The organism is Arthrobacter sp. Bi83 (genome assembly GCF_918698095.1).
GTDB lineage: Bacteria > Actinomycetota > Actinomycetes > Actinomycetales > Micrococcaceae > Arthrobacter.
On sequence record NZ_CAKKLY010000024.1, the window covers coordinates 1 to 21,376 of the forward strand.

Sequence of the window (21,376 nt, forward strand, 5' to 3'; positions counted from 1 at the left end):
GTTGTTCCCGATGTCGGAGGGGTCAGGAGCTGTAGCCCAGGGGGTTGTTTTTCTGCCAGCGCCAGTGGTCCTCGCACATCTGGTCCACCGTCTTGGTGGTGGACCACGAAAGGTCGGCGAGGGCCGAGGTGGCGTCTGCCCAGAAGGCAGGGAGGTCGCCGGCGCGACGTCCCGTGATTTCGTAGGGGATGGGGCGCCCGACGGCCTTTTCGAAGGAACGGATGACTTCCAGGACAGAGGATCCCCTGCCGGAGCCGAGGTTCCACCGGAACACGCCGGTGCGGTCTGCCACATGATTCAGGGCGGCGACGTGGCCGTCGGCGAGGTCCACGACGTGGATGTAGTCGCGCAGGCAGGTGCCGTCCGGGGTGTCGTAGTCGCCCCCGAAGACCATGAGCTTCTCGCGCCGGCCGACCGCGACCTGGGCAATGAACGGCACGAGGTTGTTCGGGATGCCCTGGGGGTCCTCGCCGATCCGGCCCGACGGGTGGGCGCCGACCGGGTTGAAGTAGCGCAGCAGCGCAATGTGCCAGCGCTCGTCGGCGGCACCGAGGTCGGCGAGGATGTCCTCGATTTGCTCCTTGGTGCGGCCGTAGGGGTTGTTCGCGCCGATTTCCATCTTTTCTACGTACGGGACGGCATTGTGCTCGCCGTAGACGGTAGCCGAAGAGCTGAAGACGATCGAGCGGACGTCATGCCGGTCCATCACACGGATCAGGTTCAGGGTGCCGACGAGGTTGTTGTGGTAGTACTTCAACGGTTCCCGGACGGATTCGCCCACAGCCTTGAGGCCGGCAAAGTGGATGACCGCATCGATGGCGTGCTGGTCGAACACGGCGTCGACCGCGGCCTCGTCCACGAGATCCACGCGGTGGAAGACGGCTTCCTTGCCGGTGAGTTCAGCCACCCGGCGCAGGGACTCCTCGCTGGAGTTCACCAGATTGTCGATCACCACGACTTCATGACCGGCTTCCTGCAGGGACAAGACGGTGTGCGAGCCAATGTAGCCGGTGCCACCCGTGACCAGAATTTTCATGCTCCCACGCTATCCCAGCAGGCAGGGACCCCGCTGAATGTGTCCGTTGTGTGTGGCCGGTCACGTTGCGGCGGGGCGGCCTATCCCTGCAGCACATCCGTGCTAAAAACAAAGAGTGCCGAAAATTGTGGATGCCGCCGCCCGGCGCCAGGAGATCGTAGATGCCGTCTGCCGGATCATCGCCTCCGACGGATTGGAGCGGGCATCCCTCCGGGAAGTGGCCGACGAAGCAGGCCTGGCGGTCGGATCCGTGCGGCACTATTTCGCCAGCAGCGAGGAATTGCTGGCCTTCTCCTTTGCGTCCGTGGTGGACCGCATCGTGGCACGACTGAGCGGCGCGTATGCCGGCGTGTCCGCTTCGTCAGCCGGCAGCGAGACGCAGCGCTCGGCGGTATTAACCCTGCTGGGTGAATTCCTTCCGCTGGACGAACAACGCGCGCTGGACGCCTGCGCCTGGCTGGCCTTCAAGAATGCCGCGAGAATCCGGCCGTTCCTTGCTGCCGAGGCGGATCGAAGCCACCGGGCGGTGGCCGCCGTCGTCGGGCAGTTGATCACCGGTCTTGTCGAAGATGATGGTGGCGGGCAACAGCGGCTGGTCACCGAAGCGGAGCGGCTCCTCGCCACGCTCGATGGCCTGACGATGCATGCCCTCCTGCAGCCGGAGTGGATGACCCTGGAGATGTGCCAGGACGTGCTTGAATCCCATCTGGCAGGGCTGGAAGGACCGCTGGCACCCAAGCATTAACGTCCCCGGGCTGGGGGAATAGACTGGAGCCGGAGAGCGGGATGCCGCGTCAATCGGGGGCGGATAGGAACATGCCAAGGGAGGCATACGGATGCAGCACACAGGCGGTCCAGGCTGGCGGATCACCATGGACACGTCGGGGCCCATGCTCATTGCTCTTTACATACGTGACGTCGCCGGGCTGGACGGTGCCGGCTTTCCGGCACTGTCCCACGCCGCCCCGAAAGTCAGGCACGCGGACCATTCCCACCTGACCGCCGAGGTGGGCGGGATCAGTGCCCTCAAGACCGAGTGGGAAGCGTGGTGGGAGCAACTGCTGAAGGCGCATCCGCAAATGTCCCCGGAAATGTCGCCGCCCGGATTCCGGTCGTTCGCCAATTCCCCGGCGCTGCGGAGGGTCCTGCAGGCACATTTCGGCGCAGCGCTCACCTGGGCGCGCGAACGCCGTAAGGAGTATGCGGAACTGGAGGCCGAGCGGGTGGCCGGAGGATCGGTGCACCTGCTGGAAGACATCGTGGAGGACCGGCTGCTGGAGGTGGGCCGGAACTCACGCGACTTCGACCTGACGATCATCGAACTGCCGCTGGACGAACAGCGCGCATGGTTCCTCGAACCGGACAAGATCATCATGAGCCATGGTCTGCTGCAGCAGCCTGAAGTGTTCCGGAGCTACGTGCAGCCTGTCGTGGAAATTCTCGTCTGAGGGAAGAGTGACCCGGCCGGGCGGGAAGCCCGGCCGTTCGGGGAACCCATCAGGCGGGTGCCTCGGCAAAGGTGATTGTTACCGTACCGTCGGAGCCTGGTGAATCCTGCCACCCGTTCCGTGCCCGCCGGTCCCAGCTCTTTCCGTCCACATCCACCTGTGCAACCGCAAATTCCTTGGCATTTGCCACTGCCCAGTGGGCCAGCGACCACGCCAGGTCGCCCGTGGCCTCAAGTACCAGAGTCGGGCCGGAGGTCGAGGAAGGGATGCTGCCGTACGCGGCCTCGAGCTCCTGGAGCAAGGCCTCGGGCTCACCGGGCCGCTCCGGTGAGCGAAGAGTGCAGTCCAGTGCAGTATGCGCCTGGCCGCTCAGCGCCGAGGCGAAGGCCCGGCCCATCTCCTCGTGCTGGGCGTAGGCGCGCGGGTAGGCCGAACGCTGCACACGTTGCGCTGCTTCGGTGATGTCCATCTCTGCGTAGCCAGGCACTTCGACCAGCGCGTCATAGAAGGCATTGGTTGCGTGGTGCGGATCCATGACCTGTTCCAGGGTGCCCCAGCCCTGCGAAGGGCGCTGCTGGAAAAGCCCCCGGGAATCCGGACCCGCCAGGTCGCCGTGCTCGATGTTCCGCAGCTTCGATTCCTGCATGGCAGTCGCCAGGGCGATGCTTGCGGCGCGCGGCGGCAGTCCCCGCCGCACTGAAATGGCGGTGATCAGGGCGGCGTTTGCCGCCTGGTCGGTGGCGAGTTCTGCCCGCTGTGAACCGACGGCGGCGGTACATTCTTCCGTGACCAGCTGCTCCGATTGTTGCAGCAAGGCCACGGCGGTGTAGATGCCGCCGCCGACGAGCACGACGGAGAGCAGCACAACGACCGCTCCGCGCAGCTTGCGTCGGCGTGTCACGAGGTTACTCCCTTGGTCCGGGGCGGCCGGCCGGTTCGGGTGCCGGCCGCTCCTGGACGGTCAGTTGGCGTGCAGGGCGTCGTTTAGCTCCACAGTCTGGCCCTTGCGGGGGAGTACCTCCACCTCGCCGGTGGTGGAGTTGCGGCGGAACAGCAGGTTCGGAACCCCCGACAGCTCCACGGCCTTGACGATCCGGCTCGTGTCCTCGCCGTCGGCGTCCTTCGGGCCAATAACCCGTACCCGGGTGCCCGCAGTGACGTAAAGCCCGGCCTCCACCACGGAGTCGTCGCCGACGCTGATGCCGACTCCGGAGTTCGCGCCCAGCAGGACCCGCTCGCCGAGGGCGATCTTTTCCTTGCCGCCGCCGGAGAGGGTACCCATGATCGAGGCGCCGCCGCCGACGTCCGTGCCGTCCCCGGCCACGACGCCGGCGGAGATGCGGCCTTCGACCATGGAGGTGCCCAGCGTGCCGGCATTGAAGTTGACGAAGCCCTCGTGCATGACAGTGGTGCCCTCGGCGAGGTGCGCGCCCAGGCGGACGCGGTCGGCGTCGGCGATGCGGACGCCGGCGGGGACCACGTAGTCCACCATGCGCGGGAACTTGTCGACGCCGAAGACGGTCACCGCGCCGCGCTTGCGCAATTTGGCGCGGGTCAGCTCAAAGCCGTCCACGGCACAGGGGCCGAAGTTGGTCCACACGACGTTCGGGAGCTTGCCGAAGATGCCGTCCAGGTTGATGGTGTTGGGACGGACGAGTCGGTGCGACAGCAGGTGCAGCCGAAGGTAGGCATCCGCCGTGTCCGCCGGTGCTTCGTCGAGGTTGATCTGGACGAACACTACCTTCTGCTCAGTACCGCGGTCCGCGTCCGCTCCGCCGGCCGCGATGTCGCCAAGGGTTTCATCGGCGTTCTCGACTGCGCGCAGGCTTTCGGCTGCCACGCCCAGGGCGGGGGCCGGGAACCAGACATCCAGCACCGTGGCTTCACCGTTGCGGGTGGCAACGGTGGCCACTCCGAATCCGTAGGCCGAGCGGGAATCGTCGGACAGCGTTTGGGCAGCGGGCACGGCGGAAGAAGCGGTTTCAGTCATGGCCCCAGTGTATCGAGCCGTCGTGCACGCGCCGAAATGAATCCGTGCCCGGCTGGTCGCATTTGACGCCGTTAAGTAGCCAACATGGAGGATTTGCTGCTGCCCGACCGGGCAGGGCCCGGGAGATAGAGTTGGATGATGATTGCCGAAACTGCCCCCGTAACCCTCGACCTGCGCCAGGACGTTGCCCTGCTGACCGCCAAGCTGCTCGACATCAACAGCGTGTCGGGCAACGAAGCTGAGCTTGCCGACGCCGTCGAGCTGGCCCTCCGGCAGCTCCCTGGCCTTGAGCTAATCCGGGACGGGGATTCCATCATCGCCCGCACGTCCCTCGGCCGCCCTGAGCGAGTCATCCTCGCGGGGCACCTGGATACGGTGCCGTTGCCGGTGACGGACGGCTCCCTGGGAACTGTCCCGTCCACCTGGCCATCGGGCATTCCTGGCGACGGCGTCCTCTACGGCCGCGGAGCCACGGACATGAAGGGCGGCGTCGCCGTCCAGCTTGCGCTTGCGGCATCCATGTTGGACGGCGGCGCGTCGCCGTCCAAGGACGTCACCTTCGTCTTTTACGACCACGAGGAAGTGGAAGCCGTCAAAAGCGGCCTGGGCAGACTGGTGCGGAACCACGGGGACCTGCTCAAGGGCGACTTTGCCATCCTGCTGGAGCCGACGGACGGCACCGTGGAGGGAGGCTGCAACGGCACCATGCGGCTTGAGGCTACGACACTCGGGGAAGCCGCCCATTCAGCGCGTGCCTGGATGGGAAGCAACGCCATCCACGCCGCTGCGCCCATCCTGCAACGGCTTGCGGCGTACAGCCCGCAGACCATCAACGTGGACGGCCTGGAGTACCGCGAAAGCCTTAACGCCGTGAAAATCCATGGCGGTACCGCGGGCAACGTCATTCCGGACCGCTGCGTGGTGGAGATCAACTACCGCTTCGCGCCGGACAAGTCACCTGACCAGGCTGAGGCACATGTGCGCGGGCTGCTGGAGGGATTCGATGTGGTCCGCACCGACGCCGCGGCAGGCGCCCGGCCCGGGCTGAACCACCCGGCCGCCGCGTCCTTTGTGGCCGCAGTCGGAGCCGAGCCCAAACCCAAATACGGGTGGACCGACGTCGCGCGTTTCAGTGAGCTGGGAGTCCCGGCGGTGAACTTCGGCCCCGGCGATCCGCTGCTGGCGCACAAGGACAACGAGCACGTTGAGGCCGAGGCCATCCGTGCCTGCCTCCGTGCGCTGCAGAACTGGCTGGCCTGACGCCGCAGGACAGCAGCCCGTAATGACAGAAGGTCCGCAACCGGGATGGTTGCGGACCTTCTGTCGTTTGCAGTCAACGTGCCCGGGGGCCTACTTCACGATGGTGGACACCCCGGCGGTGGGAGCTTTCGCCACGCCGCCGGCCGCCTTCTTGGACCCGCGACGCTCAATCCAGATGGCCAGGCGGGACACCGCAAGGTTGATGGCGATGTAGATCGCTGCAGCCACGAAGAACACGGGGAACAGGAACTGCGGGCCGAGGAAGTCCGCCATGACCTGCACCGCGCGGAGCAGTTCGCCGTACGCAACGATGTAGCCCAGGGAGGTGTCCTTCAGCAGGACGACGAGCTGAGCCACGAGGGACGGGAGCATGCGCCGGATGGCCTGCGGGAGTTCGACGCTCAGCCGTGACTGGAAGCTGGTCAGGCCGATCGCCAGGCCGGCCTCGCGCTGGCCCTTGGGAAGGGACTGGATGCCGGCGCGGATGATCTCGGCGAAGATGGCCGCGTTGTAGAGCACCAGCCCGGCCACCACGGCAATGAACGAACTTGTGGCGAACACGAGCAGGACGAACAGCATCATCAGCACCACGGGCATGCCGCGGAGGAACTCCAGCACGATTCTTGTGGGAACCCGGATCCAGGCTACATCGGAAATGCGCATGAGGCAGAGCAGGAGTCCCAGCGGGAAGGCGATCACTGCCGCGATCGCGGCGGCGCTCAATGTTGCACCGATGCCGTTGAAGATCAGCGACCAGACGTCCGCCTGGCCAAAGATCGCCCACCGTTGCGCCTGGAAGATTCCCTGCTGGGCAAGTGTGACGAGGGCAAGGGCGAGAAGGGCGCCGATGACCACCACGCCGATGATCGAGCCGATCAGGGAAACTCTGCGGGCTTTGGGGCCCGGGACGTCGTAGAGAACAGAAGTCATCGTGCAATCGCCACCTTTCGTTCGACCTGGTGAGCCACGTAGCCCAGCGGCACGGTGATCAGGAGATAGAAGAAGGCAACGCCCACGAGTACCCACATGACCGCATCGCCGTGTTCGTTCGCCAGTTGTTTGCCGTAGCCAAACAGCTCAAGCACGTAGAAAGCGCCGGCCACGGAGGAGTTCTTGACGAGCGCGATCAGGATGTTGATCATGGGCGGGATCACTGTGCGGAGCGCCTGGGGCAGGATGATGAGGGACAGCACCTGGCTGAATTTCATGCCGATGCTGCGCGCAGCCTCAGCCTGGCCCACCGGGACACTGTTGACGCCCGAGCGCACTGCCTCGGCAATGAACGCCGAGGTGTAGGCGCTCAGCGCGATGATGGCCGCGATTTCGAACTGCTGGAACGTGACGCCAAGCCGGGGCAAAACGACCGCGGCGAAAAAGAAGGCGATGGTCAGCGGAGTGTTTCGCACCACCTCCACGTAGGCCATGCTGAATCCGCGGAGGGCCGTCACCGGTGATACCCGGGCGGCGGCCAGGAGCGTGCCCACCACCAAGGCAATGATGCCGGAAACGACGGCCAGGAACAGGGTTCTGAGAAAGCCGTCCCAGTACTGCGGGAGGCTTTCAATGATGACGTCCATAGGATCCTTCAGCTGCGTTTGTGGGGATGTGCGGTAGACGGGAGCGGGGTCACCGGCTGCCGGAAAGATTTCCGGCAGCCGGTGACCGCCAGGCCCGTTCTAGTAGCGGTCGATGGCGGGAAGTTCCGGTGCCGTCTTGATGACGGCGCCGGCCGTGCCTTCCCAGGCCTTCTTGTAGGACCCGTCCTTGGCGAAGCTTTCCAGCTGGTCATTGATCCAGTTGCGGAATTCGGTGTCATCCAGCTTCAGGCCGATGCCGTAGGGCTCCTTGGTGAAGGTCTCCTCGGATGCCAGCTTGAAGGCGTCCGGTTCCTTGTTGACGAAACCGGCCAGGATGGCGTTGTCGGTGGTGACGGCTTCCACCTGCTTGTTGCGCAGCGGCTCGAGGCAAGCGGAGTAGGTTGCGGCCGGCACCAGGACTGCGCCGTACTTCTCCACGATCGTGGCCGCGGGAGTGGAGCCGGTCACGGAGCAGACATTCTTGCCCTTTACGTCCTCAGGCTTGGTGATGGTCGTGTTGTCCTTGTTCACCATGAGGGCCTGGCCTGCCTCGTAGTACGGGCCGGCAAAGCTGACTTCTTTTTTGCGCTTGTCGTTGATGGTGTACGTCGCAACGATCAGATCCACCTTGCCCTGCTTGATGAACTGCTCGCGGTTGGCGGAAACCGTTTCAACCCACTCGATCTTGTCGGCGGGGATTCCCAGCTTGGCTGCGATGAGCTTGCCGATTTCCACGTCGAAGCCCACGGGCTTGCCGTCCAGGCCCTTCTGGCCGAACAGCGGCTGGTCAAACTTGGTGCCAATGGTGATCTTGCCGGCAGAAGCGAGCTTTTCCATGGTGGAGCCGGCGGCAAAACTGGGCTTCTCGACGGGCGTGGGGTTGGTGCCGCCGCCGGTGCCGCCACCACCGCAGGCACTCAGGGTCAGCGCCAAGGCTGCGGATGCTGCTACCAGAAGGGATTTCCTTCGGGTCAAAAATGCCTTCATGACATTCCTTTCATTGGGCGGCCGCCGAAGACGGCCTGGGTGCGAACTCGGGGGTTCAGTGAGTGAGGAGCTTGGACAGGAAATCCTTGGCACGGCTGCTCTTCGGATTGTTGAAGAACTCTTCCGGCGTGGCATCCTCCACGATCTGGCCGTCCGCCATGAACACCACACGGTCGGCGGCCTTGCGGGCAAACCCCATTTCATGGGTCACCACGATCATGGTCATGCCTTCCTTGGCCAGCTGGATCATGACGTCAAGGACTTCGTTGATCATTTCCGGGTCCAGCGCCGAAGTCGGCTCGTCGAACAGCATGACCTTCGGCTTCATTGCCAGAGCGCGGGCGATGGCCACGCGCTGCTGCTGGCCACCGGAGAGCTGGGCCGGCAGCTTCGGTGCCTGATGGCCGACGCCGACACGTTCCAGGAGGGCCATGGCTTCCTTGTCCGCCTCAGCCTTGGCGACGCCCTTGACCTTAATGGGTCCGAGCGTCACGTTCTCGAGGATGGTTTTGTGGGCGAACAGGTTAAAGGACTGGAAAACCATCCCGACGTCGGCGCGAAGGCTCGCGAGCTCCTTGCCTTCCTCGGGCAGCATCTTGCCGTCAATCGAGATGTCGCCGTCGTCAATCGTTTCGAGGCGGTTGATGGCGCGGCACAGCGTGGACTTGCCCGAGCCTGAAGGCCCGATGACCACCACGACCTCGCCCTTGCGGACGTGGAGATTGATGTCCTTCAGAACATGCAGCTGGCCGTAATGCTTGTTCACGGCATTCAGGGAGACGAGCGCATTGCCGGGCACTTGAGTAGTCATAAGAAGAATCTAGCGAACATCAGCGACTTATGACCGCAATCACTCCGACTTCCTGCTGATCGTAATTCAAGAGATACCTGCAGTTCAGCGGCAGGTTAGCCTTGGATGATGAGCATCAACGCAGATCCGTCTAAATCCGTCCAGCCGCGCCGCAAGGGGCCCCTCGAGCTCCGCCGCAAACAGGCTGCCGTGGAGATGTCGGATCAGCGGCTGCTCGATACCAAGGGGCCGGGCCACTTCATCCATACCGACCCGTGGCGGGTGATGCGGATCCAGAGCGAATTCGTTGAAGGCTTCGGGGCACTCTCTGACCTGGGACAGGCGGTCAGCGTCTTCGGCTCGGCGCGCACCAAGCCGGGCAGCGTGTTCTACGAAATGGGCGTTGAAGTGGGACGCAAACTGGCGGAGGCCGGCGTCGCTGTCATCACCGGAGGCGGACCGGGATCCATGGAGGCCGCCAACCGGGGAGCTGTGGAAGGCAATGGCGTCTCCGTCGGCCTGGGCATCGAGTTGCCGTTCGAGCAGGGCCTGAACCAATGGGTGGACCTCGGCATCAACTTCCGGTACTTCTTCGCGCGGAAGACCATGTTCGTGAAATACGCACAGGGCTTCATCGTCCTGCCAGGGGGACTCGGCACCCTTGATGAGCTCTTCGAGGCCATGGTCCTGGTCCAGACGCAGAAGGTGACCTCCTTCCCCATCGTTCTCCTGAGCTCGTCGTTCTGGGGGCCCATGATCGAATGGATCAAGGGCACCCTGGTCGCCGAAGGCATGGTGTCCGAGAAAGACCTGGATCTGGTGCAGGTGGTGGACGACCCCGAAGAGGCCGTCAACCTCGTCCTCCACGGCCACGTCCGCCCGCCCTCAACCAACGGGGACCAGCGGCCTGAGTAGCGGCGGGACCGTGGTCTGGCACGATGGGTGATGTGAGTTTCTTCCTCGTCTTCCTTGCCATAGTCCTGATTGGCATCACCGCCGTCATCGGGACAGACATCGGGGCCGGCATTTTGCGGAAGAGCCGCCCGGGCGGCCGGCTGATTGACGACGGCTTCGATGAGGCTGTACCTTCCCTGCCGCCGGTCTTGCTGCCGGCTGACGCCAAGCCGGCCGATGTCGACCACGTGCGGTTCGCCCTTGGGCTACGGGGCTACCGGATGGACCAGGTAGACCAGGTGCTCGATGAACTCCGCGATCAGCTTGCAGTCAAGGACGCAGAAATCGAGCGGCTGCGTGCCCGCCTCCGTATCGACGGCACCGGCGTTGCGGCCGTGGCCCGTGCCACCGCTGAGGAAAGGCCCGCAGCCGACGACCTTACTGCTGCCGAGGACAGGTCTTGACCGGTTCTGCCGCCGCCAGCACGATCGGCCTGGCCACGGCGCGGCTGTCGGCAGGGGCCGCGCGCTGGCCGTGGTGGGTCCAGGTGATGGTGATCTACATGGCGGCCCGGCTGGTCAGCGCCGGCATCTTCATGTCGGCGGCGCTGCACCAGGGGGTCAATCCGTGGTTCCCGGCGAAACCCGACTATTGGAACTTCATCAATATCTGGGATGCCCGCTGGTACGGCGAGGTCATCGCGAATGGCTATCCGTCGGAGCTGCCGGTGGACGGCGCCGGGAGCGTCAAGGAAAACACCTGGGCGTTCTATCCGCTGTTCCCGGTACTGGCGCGGACTCTCACGGCTGCCACGGGTATCAGCCCCGCGGCCTCCCTCACGGTCATTGCGATGCTCGCCGGCCTCGCCGCGTCTGTGGTGGTCTACGCCCTTTTCCGTCGCCGGACGGAACACGGGCCGGCCCTGTGGGCCGTTGCGTTCTTTGCCGCGTTTCCGGTTTCCCCGGTGCTCCAGGTTCCTTATGCGGAATCCCTGAACATCCTCCTGCTGGCCTCGGCCCTGCTGCTCGTGCTCCGGAGGCAGTACATCTGGGCCATCCCGGTGGTCCTGGCGATGTGCCTCTCCCGGCCCACGGGGGTACCCTTTGCCGCGATGGCCGGGATTCTTTTCCTGTACCGGGCGGCGGAGGTGTGGATCCTCGGCCGAAGCAAGGGCGTCGCGGTCCCTGAACCTGCACCGCGCGTGCATAGCCCCAGGGAACTGTGGTCCTTGGCTGTGCTGACCGCCGCCAGTGGGGCAGCAGCGCTCCTGTGGCCTGCCATCGCCTGGATAACAACGGGCGACATTGAGGCCTACACCAAGACCGAAACTGTCTGGCGCGGGCACGACCTGGTGCCTGTCAAACCGTGGTTCGACACCGGCGTGCTGCTGTTCGGGCCGGTGCTGGGCCTGGCGGCGCCGTTCATTTTCGTCGCTGCGTTCGCGCTGCTCATGATGTCCAGGCCTGTGCTGCAACTCGGTACGGAACTCAGACTGTGGTGCGCCTGCTACATGGGGTATCTGCTGGTATTCCTGCATCCGCAGACCAGCACCTTCCGCATGCTGCTGCCGCTGTTCCCGCTCGCGTTGGGAGCGGCGATGGTCTCAAGGTCGCGCGCCTACCGCGGGGCCGTTATCACCATGTTCGTCCTGCTACAGATCGTGTGGGTGGTGTGGTTGTGGGCGTGGGCCCAACTGCCAGGCGGAGGCGACTACCCGCCGTGAGATCGATGCCGGCCCAGAGTCGGCACGCGGGTTATCGTCCAGCCGCATCGAATGTCCATCGATTAGCTACAGACGGGTAATTACAGGATAATAGGGGGTAAGCAAGGACAAAAGCATTCGAAGCGTTCAGTCATGGCGGCTGCCGAACGGGCCGCCATAGCGGCTTGTTTGATCATGCGGACTCAGCCCGGCCGGGCTGCTCAGTCCTGGGACTATTGGAGGGGAATTTCCTCATGGCGGCTATGAAACCACGCACCGGCGACGGCCCTATGGAAGTAACCAAGGAGGGCCGCAGCCTGATTATGCGTGTGCCGCTCGAAGGCGGAGGTCGGCTCGTGGTCGAACTCAATGCTGCTGAGGCGGCCAACCTCAAGGAATGCCTCGTAGGCGTTACCGAATAGATTGCCACGCAGGGCCTGCAGCCGGAAGGCTTGGGTTCTGGCGGTCGTTGCAACCCCCGAGATTTTGGGAGTTGCAACGATCGTTTCGTCTTTAACGAAGAAACATCCGGCCTTACTTCTTAACCGCTACCAGCAGCCCGTCACCGGTGGGCAGCATGGCGGAGGCCAGCCGGTCGTCGTCGCGGACGGCCTTGCCCACCTGCCGCAGCACCACAGTGGTGGAGTCTCGGGCGGCGGGGTTGGACACGCGGTCCTTGTCCAGAGCGTCGTTGACGATGAGGAGACCGCCGGACTTGAGCAGGCGCACGGCCTGCTCCACGTAGCGGGGGAAGCTGGGCTTGTCCCCGTCGATGAAAACGAGGTCGTAGGCAGCGTCAGTCAGCCTTGGCAGAACATCCCCGGCCCGGCCGGAAATGGTTCGTGTCCGGTTCGCCGGGCTGCCGGATTCCTGGAAGGCCTCGCGTGCTGCCTTGAGGTGTTCGACATCCACGTCGATGGTGGTCAGCACGGCCTGCGGCCCGAGCCCGCGAAGGAGGCAGACGCCGGAGACGCCCGCGCCCGTGCCGATTTCGACGGCGGTCTGCGCCTTCGACGCCGCAGCCAGAACAGTCAGCACGGCCCCGACGCCCCGGCCGATAGGCGTCACACCCAGTTCGAAGGAGCGTTCCCTGGCACGCAGCAGGACCTCATCCTCGGCAGGCAGATCTTCTGCGTAGGACCAGCTCGTGGACTTGTCGGCGCTCATGTGTTTCGCTTTCTGGGCGGCAGGGGGGATGTTTCTTACAGCGTACTGTGTCCGGCGGTGTGCCGCCGGAAGGTGACGGCGGGGCCGGCTGTGATGGCGGCTACTTCCGTGCGGGCAGCCGGAGCCGACGTCTCCGTGCCCCCCATCGGGGCCCTGAAGAGGGCCCGGCATGCCATTGCTGGACGTCCCCGCTGCCACCGCTCCGCGTTCATTGCGCCCACGGCTAAAGGGGGCCCCACAGTCAGGAAATTCCCAGCCAAATTTGACATGATAAGTATCCGCTCATCCAAGTGGTGATCGGCGCCGAACCAATGATGTAAATCGCATCAGGCGTTAGTACATCCACGAGGGGAGTGGACGATGTCAGGATCAGTTGTGGCACCTGTCCCTGCAGTTGAAGAACCGGGGGCTGACTGGGTCAGGCCCACCTGGGAAGAAGTGGTGACCAACCATTCTGCCAAGGTCTACCGGCTTGCGTACCGTCTTACCGGCAACAAGTACGACGCCGAGGACCTCACTCAGGAGGTGTTCGTCCGGGTCTTCCGCTCCCTGGAGAATTTCAAGCCGGGAACATTGGACGGCTGGCTGCACCGGATCACCACGAACCTGTTTCTCGACCAGGCCCGGCGCAAGAGCCGGATCCGCTTCGACGCGCTGGCGGAGGACGCCGAATCACGCTTGCCGGGACGGGAGCCGGGCCCTGAGCAAAGCTTCGAGCACAACAACCTGGACCTCGACGTCCAGGCCGCCTTGGAGGAGCTCCCGCCGGACTTCCGTGCCGCCGTGGTGCTGTGTGACCTGGAGGGCCTGTCCTACGACGAGGTTGCCGAGGCCTTGGGCGTGAAGCTGGGGACAGTGCGCTCGCGAATCCACCGTGGCCGGACCATGCTGCGGGAAAAGCTTGCCCACCGCGATCCGCGTCCCCAGCAGTCGCGCAAGCCGCGGCTCAAGATGCCCCGCATCGCCGGAGTTCTCTGATCGGCGCCATGCGTCAACTGAACCGCTTGCTGGAGGACCTCAGGAAATTGTCTGCCTCCCTGCCCGGGGCAGGGAGGCAGCATCCGGGCACGCCCGACCATGTCCGCCAGTGCAGCGAATGCGCCGCTGCACTCCGCCGACAGCGCCAGTACCTTGAAAAGCTCCGCGATGCTGCCGTCCCCGCGGCCAGCGATGAACTGACGGCACGGCTGCTGCTCCGGACGCAGCAGCTCGCCATGGCGCCTGCCGCGCCGGCGCCTCGGACGGCCCCCTTGAAGCTGGCCGGCCTGGCTGGAGGGGTGGCCGTGCTGGCCGCAGGCACGGTTGTGGCCGGTGCCTACATCTCTGCGGGGGAGCCGCGGCAATACGGGGCGGCGACCTTCTCGGGACAGGCCGGGAGCCCGGCGGAAGCTGCCGCCGGCGGGGGCCCGTCGGCTGACCCCAGGGTGGCCGCCCTGCGCACCCACGGATGGGCCTGTCCTGACCTGCAGGCCATGGGCTTCCACATCGTCTCGGCCACGTCAAAGGTTTTCGCCGGCCACCCGGGTGTTGAAGTGCGCCTCTCGGACGGCCGGCACACAGCCACCGTCCTTGAACAGCACTCCGGCACAGCTGCCGGCAGCGGAGCGGCGCCGGCAGCCACGGCAGCGCCGGATGTTCCGCTCAACCCCCTGACGGGGCACGCCGCCGGTCAGGACGGATTCGTGGCCGTTGACGCCGGCAAAGCCGTTGGCGGCAGGCTCTGGATCAGGGTGTCCGCCCCGTGGAGCGCCATCTACCAGACAGGCCGGACCACGTTCACGTACGTCTCGGACCTGCCGGCGAACGCCGCGGATGACGCCGTCCCGGCGTTGGCGGTGGCCGGTGCCACCGTAAGCCAGGGAACGGGGGAGCCGGGGATTGCGGCGGACGCCGCCGCCGAGGCGTCCCCGGGCGGTTCCGGCAGCGAATCCGTTGTGGAACGGCTGGAACGCGGGCTGCGCAGAATAGCCCGGCAGGTGGGCAAGATGACCGAACACCTGGCGCAGTGACACAACTCCCGGCCGCCGTGACGGTGGCGAAATCGTCAGCGCCTCCCCGGAGAGGGTAATCTTCCTAAAGTGTTTGGAATCAATGGCCCGGAGTTCTTACTTCTGCTGCTCATCGGCATTCTGGTGATCGGCCCCCAAAGGCTGCCCGAATACACCCAGAAGCTGACCAACCTTGTGCGCGAAGTGCGCCGGATGGCGTCCGGCGCGCGGGAACAGATCAAGGAAGAAGTCGGCATCGACATCGATGAGGTCGACTGGAAGAAGTACGATCCGCGCCAGTACGATCCTCGCCGCATCATCAAGGAAGCACTGCTCGACGACGACACGAAGCCCGTCAGCCCCGGAGCGCCGCTCAGCGGTACGGCTGCCACAACGGCTGCCGTTTCCGAGGCAGTGGAGCCGGTGCCCGACTCGCGGCCCGGTCACGTCCTGGAACGGTTGCCCGACGGCGAAGCCGCACCTTTCGACACGGAAGCCACCTAGGGCGCCTTACACCGCCCGCCAGGCGTTCGGTTACTTGGGTTGCAGGCCCAGTGAGATTCCGGTAAGTCCCCGCGGCCTGGCCGCAAGTTTCCCGGCGATGCCGGACAGAGCGGCTGCTGCCGGTGTTTCCGGGCGGCCGAGCACGATGGGCCTGCCGGAGTCCCCGCCTTCGCGCAGGAGTATGTCGAGCGGTATCTGGCCGAGCAGCGGCACGTCCGTGCCGGTGGCGGCACTCAGCCGTTCGCTGAGCAGCTGCCCGCCACCGCTTCCGAACAGCTCCATCCGCCCGCCGTCGGGCATCTCCATGTACGACATGTTCTCGATGACGCCGGCCACCGTCTGCCCGGTCTGGGTGGCGATCGCCCCGGCGCGTTCGGCGACGTCCGCTGCGGCCGCCTGGGGAGTGGTGACCACGAGGATCTCGGCCTTGGGAAGCAACTGCGCAACCGATATGGCGATGTCCCCGGTACCCGGAGGCAGGTCCAGGAAGAGGGCGTCGAGGTCGCCGAAGTAGACGTCGGTGAGGAACTGCTCCAGTGCACGGTGCAGCATCGGCCCGCGCCATGCAACCGGCTGGTTGCCAGTGACGAACATGCCGATGGAAATGACTTTCACGCCGTACGCCACCGGCGGGAGGATCATGTCGTCCACCCGCGTGGGTGCCTGGGTGATGCCCATCAGGGCAGGTACGGAAAAGCCGTAGACATCCGCGTCCACGATTCCCACGCGCAGCCCTTGGGCAGCCAGGGAGCAGGCCAGGTTCACGGTGACTGAGGACTTGCCCACCCCGCCCTTGCCGCTGGCCACGGCGAACACTTTGGTCAGCGACCCGGGCTGGTTGAACGGGATTCCGCGCTGGCCGCCGGGCCCGCGGAGCTGCTCCTTCAGGGAATCGCGCTGGGCCTGGGTCATGACCTTCAGTTCGACGTCGACGCCCGTGACGCCGGGAACGTCAAGCAGTGCTGCCTCAGAATCTCTGGTGATCGTGTCCCGGAGAGGGCAACCGGCAATGGTGAGCAGCACGGAGAGGTGCACCGCGCCGTCGTCGGAGATGTCAACGGAATCCACCATGCCGAGTTCCGTGATGGGACGGCGCAGTTCCGGATCGATGACGGTTGCCAGGGCAGCGTTGACTGCCGCGGCGAGGGTGGTGCTCATGCTGTGGATGCTCAGCTTTCCGGGGAGGTGGGGCGCGGCTGGGATGACCGGCCCTGGCGGGGCTTGTCCGACTTGACCTTGGGTATCTGTTGGGTCCGCGGATTGCGCTGCCGCTCCCGCTTTTCCTTGAGTTTTTCCCTGACGAGTTCGCGCGGCGACTCATGGCTGCCGGGACCGGAAGGATCGTGGGTCCGGAGCTCCTCCTGGGCTTCCAGCAGGTCCTCCAGAAGGCTCCGCAGTTCAGCCCGGACGTAGTCGCGCGTGGCCACTTCCCGCAGCGCGATCCGCAGCGACGCCAGCTCCCGGGTCAGGTACTCGGTGTCGGACAGGTTGCGTTCCGCGCGCTGGCGGTCCTGCTGGAGAGAGACGCGGTCACGGTCGTCCTGCCGGTTCTGGGCCAGCAGCAGCAGCGGTGCGGCGTACGAGGCCTGCAGTGAGAGCATCAGCGTCAGGAGGGTGAAGCCGAGCTCCACCTTGTCGAACTGCCAGGCGGCGGGCGCGAAAGTATTCCAGGCCAGCCAGAACAGGCAAAACACCGTCATATACAGCAGGAACTGCGGGGTTCCCATGAAACGGGCGAAGCCCTCTGTGGCGTGGCCAAAAGCGTCCGGGTCCGGCGAAAACTTGGGTAAGATGCGCTGGCGGCCGCTCAGGGGCGTGTCCAGGCCGCCCTTGCCCGCTGCCTTGCCTGGTGACCGCGGAACGGCGCCCTTTGCAGTGTTTTCAGCCAATGCGGCCTCCAAGCCTTCTGATCGGAGCTTCGCCGTCATTTGCCCGCCAGTCATCCGGCAACAGATGGTCGAGGACGTCGTCAACAGTCACGGCGCCCACCAGCCGGCCGGCCTGGTTGACCACCGGAAGGGAGTTCAAGTTGTAGGTTGCAAGCGTGCGTGCCACTTCGCTGATGTGGGCCTGGTCCGAGAGCGGCTCGAGGTTCTTGTCCACCAGATTGCCGAGCGGTTCGAACGGCGGGAAGCGCAGCAGCTGCTGGATGTGGACGACGCCCAGGAAGCGGCCGGTGGGGGTTTCCAGCGGGGGCCGGGCAATGAAGATGGAGGATGCCAGGGCAGGCGACAGCTCTTCGCGGCGGACGTGGGCGAGTGCCTCTGCCACCGTGGCCTCGGGCGGCAGGATGACAGGAACGGGGGTCATGAGGCCGCCGGCCGTGTCCTCGTCGTATTCGAGCAGGCGCCGGACGTCTTCTGCGCCTTCCGGTTCCATCAGCTGCAGCAGCTCCTCAGCCTGGGCGGTCGGGAGCTCGCCGAGGAGGTCGGCGGCGTCGTCGGGATCCATTTCCTCCAGGACGTCGGCGGCCCGCTGGACGTCGAGGGCGGAGAGGATCTCCACCTGGTCGTCTTCCGGCAGTTCCTGCAGGACGTCGGCGAGGCGTTCGTCCTGCAGCTCGCTGGCCACTTCGAACCGCCGCTTGTCGCTCATCTCCTGCAAGGCCTCGGCGAAGTCGGCGGGCTTGAGGTCCTCGTGGTTGGCAACGAACTGGGTTGCAGCCTGGGGCTCCGTCTTGGCGCCCTGGTGGGCGTCCGCCCAGTCGATGATCATGGTTTCGTTCCTCCGGAGCCGGCTGAGGGGGGCCAGGGAATGGCCGCGGCGGACGAACAGTTTGCTGACGAACCAGTCACCCGAGCGGTGCTGGTCCATCGCAATGTCCTCGATCGTGGCGTCGCCGCTGCCGTCGCGAAGGGTGACGCGGCGGTCGAACATCTCCGCAACCACGAGGGTCTCTGCACCCCGCTGTTCGAAGCGGCGAAGGTTGACCAGCCCGGTGCAGATGACCTGCGTCTGGTCGATGGACGTAATGCGGGTCATGGGAACGAAGACGCGCTTCTTGCCCGGGACTTCGACGACGATGCCCACCACGTGCGGGGCGCCGCGGGTTCCGCGTGAGAGCACCACGACGTCGCGCAGCCGCCCCAGACGGTCGCCCAGCGGGTCGAAGACGTCCAGTCCCAGGAGGCGCGCAACAAACACGCGCGATAGATGTGTGCTCACCTCTACAGGCTACCGAGTCTGCTCACTTTTAGCTGAATTTCAGCCCGCGCACATCCTTATGGGCAAGAATGGGTGTATGTCAAACATTTTTGGTGCTCCCAAGGCTGGTGTCCCCAACGGCTCCGACGAGTCCCGGACTGTCCCCACCGGGGATACCGTCGGCCGCTATACCTCCTACCTGGACGCCCAAAAGGCTGTCGACTACCTGGCGGACCAGCAGTTCCCGGTGCACATGGTGTCCATCGTCGGCAACGAGCTCAAGATGGTGGAGCGGGTGACAGGCCGGCTCAGCTACCCGCGGGTGGCATTGTCGGGTGCACTGAGCGGCATGTGGTTCGGCCTCTTCGTCGGCGTCATGCTCTCCTTCTTCACACCGGCCGGCGGAACGTTCTCCATCATCAGTTCGGTCCTGATGGGCGCCGCTTTCTTCATGCTCTTCGGCATCGTCACGTACGCGATGCAGCGGGGCAAGCGTGACTTCACGTCCACCAGCCAGGTGTTGGCCAGCAACTACGACGTCGTGGTGTCCTTCGAAGCCGCCCACGAGGCGCGCCGGCTGCTGCAGCAGCTGCCTATGACACCGTCCGACGCCACCGCCGGCGCTGCGCCGTCGAGCTACACTGCGCCGCCGAGCGACACCCAGCGTGAGTACCAGAACGAGCCTTTCCAGCAGCCCGGCCAGCCCCAGCAGCCCGGCCAGCCTCCGCAGTCCGGCCAGCAGGGCCCCTACCAGGGCCAGGCGCCCCAGCGGCCGGCCGGCTGGAACGACCCCTACGGCCAGCGGACGCAGGATGCCCAGGGGCATGACCTCCAGGACTCCCAAACTCGGGGTTCCCAGGCTCCCGGTGCCCAGGCGCACGGCGCACCGGTTGCACCCCAGTATGGGGCCGTCGAGGGCCGGCAGGGCCAGCATAGCCAAGCCCCGGAAGCCGCCGAAACCCCGGACGCCGCGCTGCGCGCCGGCCAGCGGCCTGCGGCTGTCCGCTACCCTGACCTGCCTGACGGCCGCCCGCAGTACGGCGTGCGCGTGAACGATGCCAACCAGCCGGCGCAAAGCAAGGACGAGCCGCAGCGTTAGCGACAGGCGAGCCCCACAGGTGAGACGGAAAGGGAGGGCCACCGGAGAAATCCGGTTGCCCTCCCTTTTTCTTGTAGAGGCTTGCCTCGTTTGTAGAGGCTGGACTCCCGCAAGAGCCCGCTCCGGTTAACCCTTGCCGTTGACTTCCTGCCAGATGCCAGCCATCCAGGCTTCGACGTCGTCGGCCGTGCGGGGGAGCGCGGCGCTGAGGTTGACGGGGCCGTCGGCGGTCATCAGGATGTCGTCCTCGATGCGGACGCCGATCCCGCGGTACTCCTCGGGGATGCCGATGTCCTCATTCTTGAAGTACAGGCCAGGTTCGATGGTGAAGATCATGCCTTCGGCCAGCACGCCGTCCAGGTAGAGCTCCCGCTTGGCCTGCGCGCAGTCGTGGACGTCCAGGCCCAGGTGGTGGCTGGTGCCGTGCGGCATCCAGCGGCGGTGCTGCTGCCCCTCGTCGCTGATTGCTTCCTCGACCGGTACGGGAAGGAGGCCCCATTCGGCAAGCCGTTCCGCGAGGACGGTGGTGGCGGCAGTGTGGATGTCCCGGAACTTCGTGCCGATCTGCGCGGCCGCAAATCCGGCGTCGGCGGCGTCCAGCACGGCCTCGTAGACCTTGCGCTGGACATCGGAGAAGGTGCCGTTGGCCGGCAGCGTGCGGGTGATGTCTGCTGTGTAGAGGGAGTCGGCCTCCACGCCGGCGTCCAGCAGCAGGAGTTCCCCTGCGTTGATTTTGCCGGTGTTCCGGGTCCAGTGCAGCACGGTGGCGTTGTTGCCGGAGGCTGCAATAGTGTCGTAGCCGAGTTCGTTGCCTTCTTCCCGGGCGCGGGCGAAGAAGGCACCCTCCACCACGCGCTCACCGCGGAAGTGGGTCAGGGCACGGGGCAGCGCCTTGACCACTTCAGCAAAGCCTTCCACCGTGGCGGCCACGGCGATCTGCATCTGCTCGACTTCCCACTCATCCTTGGTCAGGCGGAGCTCGGAAAGGGCTTCGGACAGCTTCTCGTCGAGGGCGTCCAGCACGCCGAGGTCCAGGTTGTCAGGGTCCTTGGCGGTGTTGTAGCGGGCAGTGTCCACGAGAGCGTCAATGTTCTCGTCGACCTTGCGCACCAGGCGGATCGAAATGCCGCCGATTTCAGGGGCGCCAACATTCTTGGTGATGGCCGTCTCGAGTTCGTCGATATGGGCCGCCGGGAGGCCGAGGCGTGCCTCGAACTCTGCCAGCGTGGGGCGGGCGCCGATCCAGAACTCACCGGACCGCGAGTCGGCGTAGAACTGCTCGGTGTCCCGTCCGGCCAGCGGGCGGAAGTAGAGAGTCGCACGGTGATTGCCGCCGTCGTCCCCGGTGCCGTCCTCGACGGGCTCGAAAATGAGCACCGCGTCGGGCTCATGGTCCAGGCCCAGCCCCGTCAGGTGTGCGAAGCCGGAGTGCGGCCGGAAGCGGTAGTCGCAATCGTTGGAGCGGACCTTCAGGGGACCGGCGGGCACTACCAGGCGTTCACCGTTGAACTGGTCGGAGATGGCCCTGCGCCTTCTCGCTGCGTGGCCTGCCACGGCGTCGCGCGCGGGGGTCACCTGCGGAGACGGCGCCCAGTTGCTGGCCATGAATGCCTTGAAAGCCTCGGAACTGGGCCGCTGCGAGCGGTTGTTGACCCGCTCTTCGAGAGGCTGGGAAGCGGAGTTTTGGGTGTTTTCTGCGTCGTTCACCGTCCCATAGTCTCACCAGCCGTGCGGCTTAGGCCAACACCGAACCCGAAGCGGCACCGGCCCGTCCGGCCGTATCAGCCGGG

Annotated in this window: 23 protein-coding genes; 11 read left to right on the plus strand and 12 right to left on the minus strand. The window is 65.5% G+C overall.

All coding sequences use genetic code 11. From position 1 onward, the window contains the following. Window positions 1-22: 22 nt before the first annotated feature. Window positions 23-1,036 carry a UDP-glucose 4-epimerase GalE gene (gene galE / locus LQ144_RS12580; protein WP_230119046.1) on the minus strand — a complete coding sequence of 338 codons (1,014 nt, stop codon included), beginning with the start codon at window positions 1,034-1,036 and terminating at the stop codon, window positions 23-25. A gap of 115 nt (window positions 1,037-1,151) precedes the next feature. Here galE and LQ144_RS12585 point away from each other — a divergent pair, with 115 nt between their 5' ends. Beyond that, a complete protein-coding gene (locus LQ144_RS12585) occupies window positions 1,152-1,781 on the plus strand; it encodes a TetR family transcriptional regulator C-terminal domain-containing protein (RefSeq protein WP_230119047.1) in 630 nt (209 codons plus the stop codon). Window positions 1,782-1,872: 91 nt separating this feature from the next. Beyond that, window positions 1,873-2,484, plus strand: a complete 612-nt coding sequence (locus LQ144_RS12590; protein ID WP_230119048.1) for a hypothetical protein — start codon at window positions 1,873-1,875, stop codon at window positions 2,482-2,484. A 49-nt stretch (window positions 2,485-2,533) separates the two neighbouring features. Here the strand turns inward: LQ144_RS12590 and LQ144_RS12595 are convergent, their stop codons facing one another. Both LQ144_RS12595 and dapD read right to left on the minus strand, forming a co-directional pair. Continuing rightward, window positions 2,534-3,385 carry a hypothetical protein gene (locus LQ144_RS12595; RefSeq protein ID WP_230119049.1) on the minus strand — a complete coding sequence of 284 codons (852 nt, stop codon included), beginning with the start codon at window positions 3,383-3,385 and terminating at the stop codon, window positions 2,534-2,536. A gap of 60 nt (window positions 3,386-3,445) precedes the next feature. Next, window positions 3,446-4,474 (minus strand): 2,3,4,5-tetrahydropyridine-2,6-dicarboxylate N-succinyltransferase, encoded by a 1,029-nt coding sequence (gene dapD, locus LQ144_RS12600; protein WP_230119050.1) that lies wholly within the window; start codon window positions 4,472-4,474, stop codon window positions 3,446-3,448. Between the two features lie 138 nt (window positions 4,475-4,612). Here dapD and dapE point away from each other — a divergent pair, with 138 nt between their 5' ends. Beyond that, on the plus strand, window positions 4,613-5,734 hold the full coding sequence (gene dapE / locus LQ144_RS12605) for a succinyl-diaminopimelate desuccinylase (protein ID WP_230119051.1): 1,122 nt from the start codon (window positions 4,613-4,615) through the stop codon (window positions 5,732-5,734). A 90-nt stretch (window positions 5,735-5,824) separates the two neighbouring features. Here dapE and LQ144_RS12610 read toward each other — a convergent pair whose 3' ends face one another. The 4 genes from LQ144_RS12610 to LQ144_RS12625 form a co-directional block, all read right to left on the minus strand. Continuing rightward, window positions 5,825-6,664, minus strand: a complete 840-nt coding sequence (locus tag LQ144_RS12610; protein ID WP_230119052.1) for an amino acid ABC transporter permease — start codon at window positions 6,662-6,664, stop codon at window positions 5,825-5,827. Next, entirely contained in the window at window positions 6,661-7,311 is a 651-nt protein-coding gene (locus LQ144_RS12615; protein ID WP_230119053.1) for an amino acid ABC transporter permease, read from the minus strand. Before LQ144_RS12615 ends, LQ144_RS12610 begins: the two co-directional genes overlap by 4 nt. A 99-nt stretch (window positions 7,312-7,410) precedes the next feature. Next, window positions 7,411-8,298: a glutamate ABC transporter substrate-binding protein gene (locus LQ144_RS12620; protein ID WP_230119054.1), complete on the minus strand. Its 888-nt coding sequence runs from the start codon at window positions 8,296-8,298 to the stop codon at window positions 7,411-7,413. Between the two features lie 55 nt (window positions 8,299-8,353). After that, complete coding sequence (locus tag LQ144_RS12625) at window positions 8,354-9,109, minus strand: amino acid ABC transporter ATP-binding protein (RefSeq protein ID WP_230119055.1); 756 nt, start codon at window positions 9,107-9,109, stop codon at window positions 8,354-8,356. 108 nt (window positions 9,110-9,217) lie between these two features. Between LQ144_RS12625 and LQ144_RS12630 the strand changes: the two genes are divergently transcribed. The 4 genes from LQ144_RS12630 to LQ144_RS12645 all read left to right on the plus strand — a co-directional run bounded on the left by LQ144_RS12630 (window position 9,218) and on the right by LQ144_RS12645 (window position 12,106). Continuing rightward, entirely contained in the window at window positions 9,218-10,003 is a 786-nt protein-coding gene (locus LQ144_RS12630; RefSeq protein ID WP_230119056.1) for a TIGR00730 family Rossman fold protein, read from the plus strand. Window positions 10,004-10,026: 23 nt separating this feature from the next. Next, complete coding sequence (locus LQ144_RS12635; protein WP_230119057.1) at window positions 10,027-10,446, plus strand: DivIVA domain-containing protein; 420 nt, start codon at window positions 10,027-10,029, stop codon at window positions 10,444-10,446. Between the two features lie 86 nt (window positions 10,447-10,532). After that, on the plus strand, window positions 10,533-11,705 hold the full coding sequence (locus LQ144_RS12640; protein WP_230119109.1) for a hypothetical protein: 1,173 nt from the start codon (window positions 10,533-10,535) through the stop codon (window positions 11,703-11,705). Between the two features lie 233 nt (window positions 11,706-11,938). Beyond that, window positions 11,939-12,106: a DUF3117 domain-containing protein gene (locus tag LQ144_RS12645; RefSeq protein ID WP_009357720.1), complete on the plus strand. Its 168-nt coding sequence runs from the start codon at window positions 11,939-11,941 to the stop codon at window positions 12,104-12,106. Between the two features lie 112 nt (window positions 12,107-12,218). On the opposite strand, the gene LQ144_RS12650 is transcribed toward LQ144_RS12645, so the two are convergent. Beyond that, window positions 12,219-12,851, minus strand: coding sequence for an O-methyltransferase (locus tag LQ144_RS12650; protein ID WP_230119058.1), 633 nt, complete (start codon window positions 12,849-12,851; stop codon window positions 12,219-12,221). Window positions 12,852-13,211: 360 nt separating this feature from the next. On the opposite strand from LQ144_RS12650, the gene sigE reads away from it, so the two are divergent. The 3 genes from sigE to LQ144_RS12665 all read left to right on the plus strand — a co-directional run bounded on the left by sigE (window position 13,212) and on the right by LQ144_RS12665 (window position 15,343). After that, the gene (sigE, locus tag LQ144_RS12655; protein WP_230119059.1) at window positions 13,212-13,829 is read left to right on the plus strand and encodes an RNA polymerase sigma factor SigE; all 618 of its coding nucleotides are present in this window, start codon (window positions 13,212-13,214) and stop codon (window positions 13,827-13,829) included. Window positions 13,830-13,837: 8 nt separating this feature from the next. After that, window positions 13,838-14,860, plus strand: coding sequence for an anti-sigma factor (locus LQ144_RS12660; protein ID WP_230119060.1), 1,023 nt, complete (start codon window positions 13,838-13,840; stop codon window positions 14,858-14,860). A gap of 69 nt (window positions 14,861-14,929) precedes the next feature. Next, on the plus strand, window positions 14,930-15,343 hold the full coding sequence (locus tag LQ144_RS12665; RefSeq protein WP_230119061.1) for a Sec-independent protein translocase TatB: 414 nt from the start codon (window positions 14,930-14,932) through the stop codon (window positions 15,341-15,343). A gap of 30 nt (window positions 15,344-15,373) precedes the next feature. Here the strand turns inward: LQ144_RS12665 and LQ144_RS12670 are convergent, their stop codons facing one another. From LQ144_RS12670 to LQ144_RS12680, 3 genes are read right to left on the minus strand one after another with little or no spacing between them, the layout of a single operon-like run. Continuing rightward, window positions 15,374-16,501 carry an Mrp/NBP35 family ATP-binding protein gene (locus LQ144_RS12670; protein ID WP_230119062.1) on the minus strand — a complete coding sequence of 376 codons (1,128 nt, stop codon included), beginning with the start codon at window positions 16,499-16,501 and terminating at the stop codon, window positions 15,374-15,376. An 11-nt stretch (window positions 16,502-16,512) separates the two neighbouring features. Further along, window positions 16,513-17,271: a DUF1003 domain-containing protein gene (locus LQ144_RS12675; RefSeq protein WP_230119063.1), complete on the minus strand. Its 759-nt coding sequence runs from the start codon at window positions 17,269-17,271 to the stop codon at window positions 16,513-16,515. After that, a complete protein-coding gene (locus LQ144_RS12680) occupies window positions 17,225-18,508 on the minus strand; it encodes a CBS domain-containing protein (protein ID WP_230119064.1) in 1,284 nt (427 codons plus the stop codon). Before LQ144_RS12680 ends, LQ144_RS12675 begins: the two co-directional genes overlap by 47 nt. A 76-nt stretch (window positions 18,509-18,584) precedes the next feature. Between LQ144_RS12680 and LQ144_RS12685 the strand changes: the two genes are divergently transcribed. Further along, complete coding sequence (locus LQ144_RS12685; RefSeq protein WP_230119065.1) at window positions 18,585-19,586, plus strand: general stress protein; 1,002 nt, start codon at window positions 18,585-18,587, stop codon at window positions 19,584-19,586. Window positions 19,587-19,712: 126 nt separating this feature from the next. On the opposite strand, the gene LQ144_RS12690 is transcribed toward LQ144_RS12685, so the two are convergent. Beyond that, window positions 19,713-21,293: an aminopeptidase P family protein gene (locus LQ144_RS12690; protein WP_230119066.1), complete on the minus strand. Its 1,581-nt coding sequence runs from the start codon at window positions 21,291-21,293 to the stop codon at window positions 19,713-19,715. Window positions 21,294-21,376 lie beyond the last annotated feature (83 nt).

Excerpts from the sequence above, each read along its gene's own strand:
- galE (WP_230119046.1), bottom strand. The coding sequence starts at position 1,036 with ATGAAAATTCTGGTCACGGGTGGCACCGGCTACATTGGCTCGCACACC.
- LQ144_RS12590 (WP_230119048.1), top strand. The coding sequence starts at position 1,873 with ATGCAGCACACAGGCGGTCCAGGCTGGCGGATCACCATGGACACGTCG.
- dapD (WP_230119050.1), bottom strand. The coding sequence starts at position 4,474 with ATGACTGAAACCGCTTCTTCCGCCGTGCCCGCTGCCCAAACGCTGTCC.
- dapE (WP_230119051.1), top strand. The coding sequence starts at position 4,613 with ATGATTGCCGAAACTGCCCCCGTAACCCTCGACCTGCGCCAGGACGTT.
- LQ144_RS12610 (WP_230119052.1), bottom strand. The coding sequence starts at position 6,664 with ATGACTTCTGTTCTCTACGACGTCCCGGGCCCCAAAGCCCGCAGAGTT.
- LQ144_RS12615 (WP_230119053.1), bottom strand. The coding sequence starts at position 7,311 with ATGGACGTCATCATTGAAAGCCTCCCGCAGTACTGGGACGGCTTTCTC.
- LQ144_RS12620 (WP_230119054.1), bottom strand. The coding sequence starts at position 8,298 with ATGAAGGCATTTTTGACCCGAAGGAAATCCCTTCTGGTAGCAGCATCC.
- LQ144_RS12625 (WP_230119055.1), bottom strand. The coding sequence starts at position 9,109 with ATGACTACTCAAGTGCCCGGCAATGCGCTCGTCTCCCTGAATGCCGTG.
- LQ144_RS12630 (WP_230119056.1), top strand. The coding sequence starts at position 9,218 with ATGAGCATCAACGCAGATCCGTCTAAATCCGTCCAGCCGCGCCGCAAG.
- LQ144_RS12635 (WP_230119057.1), top strand. The coding sequence starts at position 10,027 with ATGGGTGATGTGAGTTTCTTCCTCGTCTTCCTTGCCATAGTCCTGATT.
- LQ144_RS12640 (WP_230119109.1), top strand. The coding sequence starts at position 10,533 with ATGGTGATCTACATGGCGGCCCGGCTGGTCAGCGCCGGCATCTTCATG.
- LQ144_RS12645 (WP_009357720.1), top strand. The coding sequence starts at position 11,939 with ATGGCGGCTATGAAACCACGCACCGGCGACGGCCCTATGGAAGTAACC.
- LQ144_RS12650 (WP_230119058.1), bottom strand. The coding sequence starts at position 12,851 with ATGAGCGCCGACAAGTCCACGAGCTGGTCCTACGCAGAAGATCTGCCT.
- sigE (WP_230119059.1), top strand. The coding sequence starts at position 13,212 with ATGTCAGGATCAGTTGTGGCACCTGTCCCTGCAGTTGAAGAACCGGGG.
- LQ144_RS12660 (WP_230119060.1), top strand. The coding sequence starts at position 13,838 with ATGCGTCAACTGAACCGCTTGCTGGAGGACCTCAGGAAATTGTCTGCC.
- LQ144_RS12670 (WP_230119062.1), bottom strand. The coding sequence starts at position 16,501 with ATGAGCACCACCCTCGCCGCGGCAGTCAACGCTGCCCTGGCAACCGTC.
- LQ144_RS12675 (WP_230119063.1), bottom strand. The coding sequence starts at position 17,271 with ATGACGGCGAAGCTCCGATCAGAAGGCTTGGAGGCCGCATTGGCTGAA.
- LQ144_RS12685 (WP_230119065.1), top strand. The coding sequence starts at position 18,585 with ATGTCAAACATTTTTGGTGCTCCCAAGGCTGGTGTCCCCAACGGCTCC.